Source organism: Acinetobacter sp. UBA3025 (assembly GCF_002367915.1).
Taxonomy (GTDB): Bacteria; Pseudomonadota; Gammaproteobacteria; order Pseudomonadales; family Moraxellaceae; genus Acinetobacter.
In genome coordinates this window covers 1-9262 of sequence record NZ_DFDO01000232.1, presented here as the reverse complement: position 1 = coordinate 9262, position 9262 = coordinate 1, and the positions used below count along the sequence as shown (strand labels likewise).

At 43.1% G+C, this 9262-nt stretch carries 9 protein-coding genes; 3 read left to right on the top strand and 6 right to left on the bottom strand.

The genetic code is table 11. The features are described from left to right. A partial coding sequence (gene rlmF, locus B4J23_RS09845; protein ID WP_291360327.1) for a 23S rRNA (adenine(1618)-N(6))-methyltransferase RlmF occupies positions 1–762 on the top strand: 762 nt, incomplete at its 5' end. Between the two features lie 121 nt (positions 763–883). Here the strand turns inward: rlmF and B4J23_RS09840 are convergent. After that, positions 884–1951, bottom strand: a complete 1068-nt coding sequence (locus tag B4J23_RS09840) for an SDR family oxidoreductase (protein WP_034590045.1) — start codon at positions 1949–1951, stop codon at positions 884–886. A 338-nt stretch (positions 1952–2289) separates the two neighbouring features. Here B4J23_RS09840 and ftn point away from each other — a divergent pair, with 338 nt between their 5' ends. Beyond that, positions 2290–2754, top strand: a complete 465-nt coding sequence (gene ftn, locus B4J23_RS09835) for a heteropolymeric bacterioferritin subunit Ftn (protein WP_004783337.1) — start codon at positions 2290–2292, stop codon at positions 2752–2754. A gap of 53 nt (positions 2755–2807) precedes the next feature. Here ftn and B4J23_RS09830 read toward each other — a convergent pair whose 3' ends face one another. The 5 genes from B4J23_RS09830 to B4J23_RS09810 all read right to left on the bottom strand — a co-directional run bounded on the left by B4J23_RS09830 (position 2808) and on the right by B4J23_RS09810 (position 8112). Further along, positions 2808–3227, bottom strand: a complete 420-nt coding sequence (locus B4J23_RS09830) for an ExbD/TolR family protein (protein WP_004783336.1) — start codon at positions 3225–3227, stop codon at positions 2808–2810. 20 nt (positions 3228–3247) lie between these two features. Beyond that, positions 3248–3673 carry an ExbD/TolR family protein gene (locus B4J23_RS09825; protein WP_291360323.1) on the bottom strand — a complete coding sequence of 142 codons (426 nt, stop codon included), beginning with the start codon at positions 3671–3673 and terminating at the stop codon, positions 3248–3250. A 15-nt stretch (positions 3674–3688) separates the two neighbouring features. Further along, entirely contained in the window at positions 3689–4573 is an 885-nt protein-coding gene (locus tag B4J23_RS09820) for a MotA/TolQ/ExbB proton channel family protein (protein ID WP_291360321.1), read from the bottom strand. A 39-nt stretch (positions 4574–4612) separates the two neighbouring features. Then, positions 4613–5317: an energy transducer TonB gene (locus tag B4J23_RS09815; RefSeq protein ID WP_175966796.1), complete on the bottom strand. Its 705-nt coding sequence runs from the start codon at positions 5315–5317 to the stop codon at positions 4613–4615. 137 nt (positions 5318–5454) lie between these two features. Further along, the gene (locus B4J23_RS09810) at positions 5455–8112 is read right to left on the bottom strand and encodes a TonB-dependent receptor (protein WP_180011936.1); all 2658 of its coding nucleotides are present in this window, start codon (positions 8110–8112) and stop codon (positions 5455–5457) included. A 725-nt stretch (positions 8113–8837) separates the two neighbouring features. Between B4J23_RS09810 and B4J23_RS09805 the strand changes: the two genes are divergently transcribed. Then, positions 8838–9262: ABC transporter substrate-binding protein (locus B4J23_RS09805; protein ID WP_291360318.1), on the top strand; the 425-nt coding region annotated here is incomplete at its 3' end.

The following is a 9262-nucleotide window of genomic DNA, read 5'->3' as shown; positions in this document are numbered from 1 at the left end:
GGCATTCAATATTGGGATATTCCTCAAGATTATCTTTGCCCACCGATTCCAGGTCGAGCCGACTATATTCACTATTTGGCGGACTTGTTAAGTGATAGCAATAAAGCTCAGATTCCAACAGGGCGTGCAGTTCAGGTGTTAGATATTGGGATAGGTGCAAACTGTATTTATCCGATCATTGGGCATCGTAGTTATGGTTGGAAATTTGTCGGCTCAGACATTCATTCGGCATCGGTTAAAAGTGCTCAATTTATTGTAGAGGCAAATCCGAATCTCAGGAAGGGGATTCAGATTCGATTGCAAAAGACACCGAGCAATATTTTCAAAGGGGTGATTAAACCTTCAGATCGTTTTGATTTGACCCTGTGTAACCCACCATTTCATGCTTCTCAAGATGAGGCAAATGCCACAGCAACGCAAAAATTACGCAAACTTGGCAAACCGGTTGATCGGTCTAAAGTGGTGTTAAACTTTGGCGGACAAAAGAACGAGTTGTGGTGCGACGGTGGAGAAGAACGCTTTGTTTGCCAGATGGTACAAGAGAGCACACAGTTTGCTGAGCAATGTCTTTGGTTTAGTACACTGGTTTCTAAGAAAACCACATTGCCTATGCTATTAAATACCTTGCGTAAGTGCGGTGCAGTGGATGTAAAAACCATTAAAATGACACAGGGGCAAAAAGAGAGTCGTTTTGTGGCTTGGACTTTTCTAAATATAAAGCAACAGCAAGCGTGGAAAAATACGCGTTGGACTTCTGCTTAAGTAGATTTTTCAGCAGTCGTCATAAGCTTGCCGATAAATGACTTGATGCATAAGCTCAAACTAAATCTGACAGACACAATAAAAAGTCGGTCACTGTCAGATCAGGTTTGAGCGAGTATGATTAAGGAATATATTTTTTCACCACACCATCATCCAGCAATTGCTGGAAATGTTCGACCAGACTCTCTTTTACCGGACGGTATTCCAGACCGAGTTCATCCTTACTTTTTTGGGCATTAAAGAAAATTGGATAACCCATATTGAGTTCAACAAATTTACGGCTAAAGCCTGCCAGAGGACCAAAAATCTTGAAGGCCGTTTTTGGCAACTGGTTGCGTGGAAACGGGAATTTAGGACCAAACGCTTCACGCAGGATTTTCCCCATTTCCAGCAGGCTCAAAGTCTCACTACAGATAATATAACGGCCATGCGCTTCCGGATTAAAGGCGGCACGGATATGGGCTTCAGCAACATCCTGAACATCCACCACACCATTCCACATCGGTGGAACGCCGAGTAAAGTCATGCCATTGGCAAACTGTTGCAGAACTTCCACACTGCCTGATTGAGTATTAGGCGTTAAGGATTCCCCAAAGACCAGTGCCGGATTGATACAGATCAGGTCCCAGCGATCCTGCGCTTCCGCCATTTCCCAAGCTTTGCGTTCTGCCATGACTTTGGAATATGGATAAGGCTGATGGGTTTCTGAACTGGTGGTATTCCAGTGAGATTCATCAAAACTGGTATGCTCGGTTTGCAAAATATCAATCGCATCGCCATATGTTGAGGCAATACTTGAGGTGACAATCACACGTTTGACAGATTCAGTTTTATTGACGCTATTCAGCACATTTTGCGTACCCAGAATTGCCGGTTCAATAATGTCTTTGAGCGCATCTTTATAATTGGTGACCACAAAAGGCGAGGCCATATGAAAGACAATTTCACACCCTTCCATGGCCGCATCAAAAGAACCGGGCTTGAGCAGGTTAGCTTCAAACAACTTTAAGGTCCCCGGGCTGCTGTTTGCAATTTGTTCAAGGTGCGTATAACTCTGGGTTTTATTCAGATCGCGTACAGTGGCATGTACGGTATAACCCTGTTTTAAAAGTTTCTGGATCACCCAACTGGCGATATAGCCAGATGCGCCGGTGACCAGGACAGGTGCTGTGCTATGTTGTAATGTCATATTTAAACCGTTGTTGTTTTGACTTCTTTCATCGTAGGCACAATTATGCATGAATCAGGCCAAACAGGTGAGTCTAAGATAAAAATAAGCAACAAGATAAGTGCTTATTAATATTTACAAAAATTAACGTTTGAATATTCCAGCTTGCTGGATTGAATAAAAACGGAACGAAAAATGCAAGATGTTGTTTTATAAATGGGATTTGGCCGAACAGAGAGCGTAAATGCAAGTGCTTCTCATTTTAATTATATAAAAATCAGACATTTACCATAATTTTGCTTTTGCAAATCAAACATCTTTTCTCCATAATAAGATGATAAAAGCAGGGAGTAATTCAAATGCGCGGTAATCCAGAAGTCGTAGATTATTTAAATATGCTGATCGGTGGCGAACTGGCTGCTCGTGATCAATACCTGATTCACTCTCGTATGTATGAAGATTGGGGTCTGACGAAAATCTTTGAACGCATCGACCATGAAATGCAGGAAGAAGCACAGCATGCAGATGCCCTGATCCGTCGTGTCCTTTTTCTTGAAGGTACGCCAAATATGCAGCGTGATGACATCGAAGTTGGTGAAGATGTGGTGACCTGCCTGAAAGCTGACCTGAAGCTTGAGTATCATGTCCGTGAAAAGCTGGCTCAAGGGGTCAAACTTTGTGAAGAGAAGGGCGATTATGTGACCCGTGACATGCTGCGCCAGCAAATGTCGGATACGGAAGAAGATCATACTTACTGGTTAGAAAAACAGTTACGTTTGATCGAGCTGATTGGTCTACAAAACTATATCCAGTCACAAATGTAAGATATTGAATAATAAAAAACCCAGCAGATGCTGGGTTTTTTGATTCTATAGACTTAAGAATTGTTGTTACTGACAATTCCGATTTTTTTCACTTCCAGACGCTGAGCCGCAGCCATCACCATCGCGATATGCTTGTATTCAGTTGCACGATCAGCCTTGATTTTAATCTGATCCTGATCGGCTTTTTGCGCCACGGTCTTGAATAAGGCTTCTAGCGCTTGAGCATTGGCCACTGGCTGATCATTCCAGAAGATTTGGCCTTGAGCATCGAGACGTAAATTCACAATCTCTGGCGGTTTTTCCTCAGTTGGTGGTGGTGTACCATTCGGCAGGTTGATATTAATCGAATTATTCGGCAACGGAATAGTGATAATAAACATAATCAACAAGACCAGCATGACATCAATCAATGGTGTCATGTTGACGTCCAGCATTACATCATCATCCTGATTTGAGCCAACATTCATTCCCATAACTGGATTCTCCCTCAATCTTAAGGTGAAGCGGGCGGGGTCGTGACAAATGCAATCTTGCCAATACCTGCTTGCTGGGTAGTACTGATGACCTGATCAATCGCTTCAAAAGCTGTTCTTTGATCACCGCGAATATGCACCTCAGGCTGAGGACGTTTCTGGGCTTCTGCCTGTAAACGGGTCAGTAAAATTGCCTTGTCCGGAATATAGGATTCATTCCAGAAAATATCGCCATTTTTATTGACTGCCAGCTGGATATTTTCCGGCTTGGTTTCATACGGGACATTACGTTCTTCAGGCAGATCGACTGGTACGGTATGAATTGCAACTGGTACTGTAATCAGAAAGATAATCAGCAGTACCAGCATCACATCAACCAGAGGCGTGGTATTAATGACACCAATGACCTCATCATCGCTGTCGTTTGAATTGACCATCATTCCCATGGTTGACCCCCATTTTTATTTTGTGTCGCGGTGAACAGGATTGTTTGAGCTGATTTCGCCGCTCAGTAGTACAGCATGCAGGTCAGAACCGAAGGTACGAACTTCTTCCATTACAGCTTTATTACGGCGAGTTAACCAGTTGTAACCAAGTACTGCCGGAACTGCCACAGCCAGACCGATTGCAGTCATGATCAGTGCTTCACCGACAGGACCAGCAACTTTATCGATTGATGCCTGACCGGAAATACCGATTGCAGTCAGTGCATGGTAAATGCCCCAAACAGTACCAAACAGACCTACGAAAGGTGCAGTAGAACCGACTGTAGCAAGGAATGCCAGACCACCACTCAGATGGCTTTGAATCTTGTCGACTGCGCGTGAAATAGAAATCGTAACCCAGGTATTAAAGTCGATACGTTCAAGTAAAGTGCCGCCATGGTTTTTGGTTGACTTGATGCCTTTTTCAGCGATAAAACGATATACGCTGGCTTCATCCAGATTTTGTGCTGCATTGTCCAGTGAAGAAGATTCCCAGAATTGATGTTCTGCTTCTTTGGCTTGTTTGCGAATCTTGCCTTGTTGCAAGCACTTGGTGATCATGATGTACCAGGTACCGATTGACATGATCACCAGAATGAACAGGGTCACTTTGGAAACCATGTCACCTTCTTTCCACATGGCTTCCAGACCATAAGGGTTGCTTGCAGGTTTTTCAGCTGCAGCAGTTGCTGGCGGTGTAGGCTCAGCGACAGTCGCTGGTGTGGTATCTGCAGTTTCAGTGACTGTCGTTGCAGGTGTAGGGGATTCTTCAGCAAATACAGTTTGCAAAGGGAGTAGAGTACTTGCCGCAATGACACTTGCAGCAGTGATATTTTTTAAAGTGTGTCGTGCGTTTTTCATAATGAATCTCCTCATTTTGTTTTTAATCTGTTGTCTGGATCAGTCCAAGATAAATTCGTAGGGAATGTCGTACCAAGATTCTTGTGGTTCACCATTTTTCATTGCAGGTTTGAAGGTACATAAGCTGAAAGCCTTGGACGCTGCACGGTCGAGAGAACGGCTGCCACTGGATTTTTTCACTTTGGCATCTTTCACTTTGCCGTCGGTATTCACAAAGACAGAGATCAGCACATTACCTTGCTCTTCATTCATTAATGCATCGCGCGGGTAATCTGGACGCTTACAACCCGCTTCACCTTGAGATACGCCACGTGTAACGCCAGTTGGTTGCGGTGGAGCAGCAGGCGCTGCTGCAACAACTGGGGCTGGTGCAGCCACCGGACTTGGGGATGGTGTTGCTGCAGCTACAGGCGTTGGTTCTGCAACCGGTTGAGTGACGGTTGGCGTAGGCTGTGTTTTCTGTACTGGAACCACTTTTTCTACTGGTTTAACCTCAGGAACCTGTGCCACTTTTTCTACAATTTTAGGTGGCTCAGGTGGGGTTTCCTTAGGTGGCTCTGGTTCTGGTGGTTTAATATCCTGAATAATCATCAATTCAACCGGTTCTTCTGACGGTTTGATGATGTCTTTTGCCATACCTGCCATTAGCACCAGGCCCACCAGGATATGCAAGAAAATCACGACACCAATTCCAGTCAATTTTTTGGCGGAGCTTTTTTCTATGTCTTCAAACGTTGTGCTCATCATGACTCCTGGAATTTAAGACAAACAAGAAATAACGGTTTATTTCAAAGGTGATGTAGCTGCATTATTTTTTGTTTGGCTAAAATGATATGAATACTGCAAATACAGCATGACGCTGTATTTGCAGAAAGCTTGTCTTAGAATTTGTAAGTACCACGGATGTAGTAAGTACGACCTGTAGGATCTGAGTAACGAGGGTCATAACCGTATTGGAAGTTATCCAGAACATCAGATGCAGCAGGCTCTTCATCAAAGATGTTGAGGATACCGCCAGTCAACTCCAGGTTTTTGAAGCCTTTATAAGTTGTTGCGAAGTTATAAAGTGTGTAGTCACCCACATCACGTTCGCCAGAGTAGTCTTCATAACCACGAGTGAACTGTTGTTCAAAGATCATTTTCCAGTCTTCATAAGACCAGTTCAGGTTGGCAACATGTTTCCAGCGAACTACTGCCGGGTCTTCATATTTGCCTACCAGACCAGACCATTCACCGCCTGGTTCACTTTGGTAGTCCAGATTGATCACGTAAGTACCATCAATACCGAAACCGAAACGACCAGTAGATGTTTTAGGTGTCAGGTAGTTCAGGCTCAGGTCTACACCTGAAGTTTTTAAACCGCCAGAGTTCATCAGGGTAGTACGGATGTGCTGGATACGGCCTTCACTATCACGTATGAAACGGTCTGCATAAAGGTCTGGATTACCAAAGATTGATGATTCACCCACTGTACCTACCAGACCATCGATCTCGATATTGAAGTAGTCAGCAGTGAAAACCAGGTTTTTGATTGGTTCAAATACTAAACCAGCAGTGAATGATGTAGATTCTTCTGGTTGTAGGTCAGGTGAACCACCTTGGGTACGCTTAAACTGGGTATTACATTCAACCTGATATTTAGGTTCGACTGGCGTGCCACCTGGACATAACACAGGGTCATTGTATTTCGCACCTGTCCAGGTTTCACTGATTGGCGCGTTGATTTCGTACAAGCTTGGTGCACGGAAACCGGTGCTATAAGATGCACGGAACATGACTTCCTTCATTGGTTCCCAACGTAGACCAACTTTCGGGTTGAAGGTATCACCGAAGTCGCTATAGTCATCATAACGGGCAGCAATTTGAGCTTCCAGACTTGGCAGGATTGGGATCTGGAATTCAGTAAAGAATGCTGTGATGTCACGATCACCCTTACTGATTGGTTTGCTTGGGTCAATACCAGAGCCTGGTACTTGAGCCACGATTTCAGAGTTTACTTTCGCTTCCCAGTCCTGAGTCGTGAAGCTACCACCGAAGGCAAAGCCAACATCACCTGCAGGTAATTCAAAAATTGGACGACTGATCGTAAAGTCTGCAGTTGTAGACTCTAAAGAGGCGATGTTAGTTTCGCCATTAATCACAAATGATTCCCAAGGGGTATCGCCTGGACGTGCTGGACCGAATGGGTTGATACGACCTTCATTCAATGCAGTTTGCAGGTTGCTACGGTGTAAGTAACCACCTGTAAATTCATCAGTTGCTTCGCTTTTCGCGTATGACACGCCTGCGTTGATATCCCAGCCTAATGCCTCACCTTCAATACCTGCAAAGAAGCGGTGTGAGTCATTGGTTGACATACTTTGACGGTTACCTGCCTGAGAACGGAGGTAAAGTTGAAGTGGATCACCGCTTAACTCGCCATCTGTAATAGCCGGAGTAATACCATTACCTGGATAGTATTGGCTGCTTGAAGGTAAAGTCACGGTACGGCCATAAACGTCTGGTGCAATTGAAGTGGATACTTCAGAACGTGTAAACACGTATTCACCAACCGCATTTAATGAATCATTAAGCTTGAATGTCCCTTTACCTAATGCAGATAATGTTTCAACCTGTGGTTTGATCGCAATTAAAGCCTGCGTATTTAGATAACAGAAGCCGTCATCTGGAGAAGACCATGGAACATTATTACAGTCATCTGGGTATGGGTTACCTAAATAACCAGTGGTTGGATCATAGATGTTTGCCGGGAAGCCGCTTGCAGAGCCAGCATCAATACCTAATTCAGGAATTACACCACCACGGCGGCTGACTTTACGCTGTTGAGCATGGATCTGGTTAGATTTACGGTAGTCCAAGACGCCCATGACATTAAAGCCATTTTCATCCAGGTCACCGAAACCACCGAAGATCGCAGCCTGTTGTTTTTCACCACCTGAATGTTCGGTTTCATGTAAGGCTCCGGTAACGCCTAAGCCATTGTATTCAGATTTGGTGATGAAGTTGATTACCCCCGCAATCGCATCTGCACCATAAACTGCAGAAGCACCATCACGTAAAATCTCAATACGGTCAATCATCGCCATAGGGATGATGTTTAAGTTCGTACTATCTGTACTAAATGCACTATAGGCAAGACGACGGCCATTTAAAAGCACAAGTGTTTTGTCTGAGCCTAGACCACGTAAGTTGGCTGTCGAACCTGAAGTATTACTTGCACCTACGTTTTGAGCAGTAGAGAAACCAGCCTGGTTCGCGCTGACTTTTACTAAGGCTTCTTCAACAGTAGTTACACCCTGGTTCGCAAGATCTTCACCTTTGATGACGGTGATTGGTGAAGAACTTTGTGCAGCGACCCCCTTGATTGATGAACCCGTCACTGTCACTTTCTGAACTTTAGTCGGCTGTTCAGCAGATGCAGCTTCTTCGGCATGGGCCAGCGGCAGACACATCATACTTAAGCTGAGTGCGCTTAACTTGAGTAGTCTTTTGCTGACGGTTGGAGCCCCCATAGATCCGACCAATTTATTTTTTTTCATCGTAAATTTCACCCTTTTGTTATGTGAAGTAGTGCTGGGTTGATCTAAGCAAGGCGAATGCCAACTTATAAAATTTTATATTTTTATATTTTTAAGTAATTGAAAAATATTAATTTAATTGAATTTAGTTTGAGCTGGCCGAGAAATACTGAAGAAAAATTAAGAAGTCTGTGTATAGAATCTGAAGAAAGAAGGAAGTGAGACCCCTGTCAAAGCAATAAATAAATATTTAATGAATAAGAAAGTAGTCCAAAAATGAGAGGGAAATTGAATAAAGTTTAATCATGGTGCATAATTTTTACATAAAATATACAATATTTTTTAAAAATAAATTATTTAAAATACAAATACTTATGTTTATTTTTTGTTTACCTAAAGGTGTACAATAGTGCAATAAGATGAAACAGGGTTGAGTTATTTTTGTGCGAAGTGAACTTTAGTGAGAATTTTAAGGATAGAAATTTAATTAATGATTCATGGAAAATATTATGTTATTCATAATGTTTTAAATAATTAATAAAAATAAACTTTTTTCAGTTAAAAACAGGAAGAAATCCCTATTTTTTGCAAGGATGGCATGAAATTCGCTTTGTTCAGTTTATTCCATCTGTCCAGCTTTGACCCATCCATTGAAGCAAATATGGGATGATGTATTTAAAACTTCCTATAGCAATAAAACTTCAAGATAAAGAATAGGTACAAATTTGAAATCAGCACTTTTTAGCATGACGATTTTGGCCTTGGCTATGAGCTCGGGGCAAACTGCCTGGGCAAAATCATCTGCACATCCGGATAAAGTTTTAAACCTGGCTTTCGAAGCACCTGATGACGGTTTTGATATGGTCAAAACCTATAATTTTTATAGTGGTAGCGTGGCTGAGGCCATTTTCGAGCCTTTGTTGCGTTATGACTATCTGGCCCGGCCTGCAATTTTGGCCCCCAATACAGCCGAGTCTTTACCCGTCGTTGAACAGGATGGCAAAGTTTATACTTTTAAAATCAAGCCAGGAATTTATTTCAGTCCGGATCCGGTCTTTCAGGGCAAGAAGCGTGAACTGCTCGCCCGGGATTATATTTATTCCATGCAAAGGGTGATGGATCCGAAAAACCATTCGCCTTCTTTTTCTTTTATTGAAGGCAAAATTCTTGG

Bases quoted from the DNA above. Each gene is read 5' to 3' on its own strand.
- B4J23_RS09840 (WP_034590045.1), bottom strand. From the start codon at position 1,951: ATGACATTACAACATAGCACAGCACCTGTCCTGGTCACCGGCGCATCT.
- ftn (WP_004783337.1), top strand. From the start codon at position 2,290: ATGCGCGGTAATCCAGAAGTCGTAGATTATTTAAATATGCTGATCGGT.
- B4J23_RS09830 (WP_004783336.1), bottom strand. From the start codon at position 3,227: ATGGGAATGAATGTTGGCTCAAATCAGGATGATGATGTAATGCTGGAC.
- B4J23_RS09825 (WP_291360323.1), bottom strand. From the start codon at position 3,673: ATGGGAATGATGGTCAATTCAAACGACAGCGATGATGAGGTCATTGGT.
- B4J23_RS09820 (WP_291360321.1), bottom strand. From the start codon at position 4,573: ATGAAAAACGCACGACACACTTTAAAAAATATCACTGCTGCAAGTGTC.
- B4J23_RS09815 (WP_175966796.1), bottom strand. From the start codon at position 5,317: ATGAGCACAACGTTTGAAGACATAGAAAAAAGCTCCGCCAAAAAATTG.
- B4J23_RS09810 (WP_180011936.1), bottom strand. From the start codon at position 8,112: ATGAAAAAAAATAAATTGGTCGGATCTATGGGGGCTCCAACCGTCAGC.